The sequence below is a fragment of the uncultured Marinobacter sp. genome (genome assembly GCF_963974375.1).
In the GTDB taxonomy this organism is placed as follows: Bacteria; Pseudomonadota; Gammaproteobacteria; order Pseudomonadales; family Oleiphilaceae; genus Marinobacter.
The window spans coordinates 1-1,649 of the sequence record NZ_CAXBDN010000442.1 but is presented as its reverse complement, the minus strand read 5'-3'; the positions used below and the strand labels follow the sequence as shown (position 1 = coordinate 1,649).

Genomic DNA, 1,649 nt, shown 5'->3' with positions numbered 1-1,649 from the left:
TGCCAGCGACCAGCAGGAACGGATTTTCGATGCGTTTGAGCAACAGGAAGGTCAGAGTAGTCGCAAGTATGGAGGTACCGGTCTGGGCCTCGCCATCAGCCGCAAGCTGATTCATATGATGGGTGGCGAGCTGGAGGTGCGCAGCAGTGAGGGGGTGGGTTCAACCTTTACCGTGGTGTTGCCCTCTGTCGCGCTGGCGGAAGCAGGGGATGAGCCCGGGGATCTGGAACCGGCGCAACATCAGCCGCTGACCGAAACCCTGGATATGCAGGAGCGCAGCTGGCTGAAAGAACAGTTGCGGGAGGATTTTGGCGACGAGTGGCGGGTGATTCGTGAAAGCGGCGACCCGGAGCAGATGCGGTATTTTGCTGCCCGGGTGCTGAGCTGGGGTCAGCGTTACCGGTCACGAGGCGTCACCCGGTATGCCGAAAAGCTGTTGGCCGATGTGGATGCGTTCAACCTGGATGCGGTAAACAGCTCACTGGACGCTTTCCCTGCATTATTGGGCGCGAGCCCTGAACCCGGTGACAGTGGCGGCTGACCGCCGTGTCTGATTACAGACAGTCGTACTGGGAGTTGCGATCAAAGGCCACGGAGACCATGTCGTAACCCTGGCGTGACAATGAGTGAATCAGTTCCCGGTTTTTCAGCAGTGCCATGCAGACCCGGTGCACGCTGGCCAGTTGCTCCTCTTGCGGCTGAGGCTGCAGGGTGCGGAAATCAACAATCAGATACTTGCGGTCGATTCCGGCGGATTGCGGAATGTCTTCCCGTTCAACACTGTCGAACCCGATATAGGTCATCTCATCCCGGGGAAAGAGGTCGCTCATCAGCACATCGATACTCTCTGCACTGGCAGCAGGACTGGCTGCCATACCCCAGGTCAGGGCAAGTGCGGGTAGCACAGTCTGTAACGATACGGTGGTTTTCATCGGGGTACTAACCTTCTGAGGTTCCAGAAACCAGCCGCGTTATCTTACGCGTCTGACGGTAACAATTTGTTACGAAATATTATCGCAACAAAATGTGATCTGCGTCTCTGCTTGTTGATGCATTTTTCAATCTTTTACAGATGATGGGGAAAGGTTCAGGTTTTCGCTGAATCCGAAGTCGTTGCGGGTGCCCTGGTGCGTGAGGTTTTGTATGCTCTGATAGTGCCCTTCAGCACAGCTTGGCGTTAAACTGACAGCAGCAATCATTGCCCGGATCCGTTGAGATCGTGTGTGCTCAAGTACATGGCAGTGTTCAGTTATCCTGGATCAGGAGTGCAGGTATGTTTCAGCTGGTTTTTCGAGGCGAGTGTACACCGGGAACCGACGAAGCCGTTGCCAGAAGCAATGCCCGGACACTGTTCAAGGCGTCTGTGGACCAGGTTGAGCGAATGTTTTCCGGTCGACCGGTGGTGATTCGCAACAAACTGGATCAGGAGCAGGCGGAGAAATACCGTGCGGTGCTGGGCCGGCATGGCATGGTGGCCTATGTCGAATCCATGTCTGCCCCGGTCGGAGCAGCCGGTAGTCCGTCCGCCTCAGCAGAGCCTGCAAAACCGACGACAGCGTCGGTTCCACCGCAACCCGGAGCGGTCACGGCAGCGCCGGGCGGCAGCTCCGGGCCAGACCGTGAGCCTGGTGGCCGTTTGCCAGTGGCGG

2 protein-coding genes and 1 pseudogene are annotated in these 1,649 nt (G+C 57.4%); 2 read left to right on the top strand and 1 reads right to left on the bottom strand.

From position 1 onward, the window contains the following. Positions 1-541, top strand: a 541-nt coding sequence (locus AAC035_RS21215; RefSeq protein WP_339807107.1) for an ATP-binding protein, incomplete at its 5' end; no start/stop codon positions are given. A gap of 13 nt (positions 542-554) precedes the next feature. On the opposite strand, the gene AAC035_RS21210 is transcribed toward AAC035_RS21215, so the two are convergent. Further along, positions 555-932 (bottom strand): hypothetical protein, encoded by a 378-nt coding sequence (locus AAC035_RS21210; RefSeq protein WP_339807106.1) that lies wholly within the window; start codon positions 930-932, stop codon positions 555-557. Positions 933-1,273: 341 nt separating this feature from the next. Between AAC035_RS21210 and AAC035_RS21205 the strand changes: the two are divergent. Beyond that, positions 1,274-1,649, top strand: a pseudogene (locus AAC035_RS21205) (hypothetical protein); the annotation flags it as partial.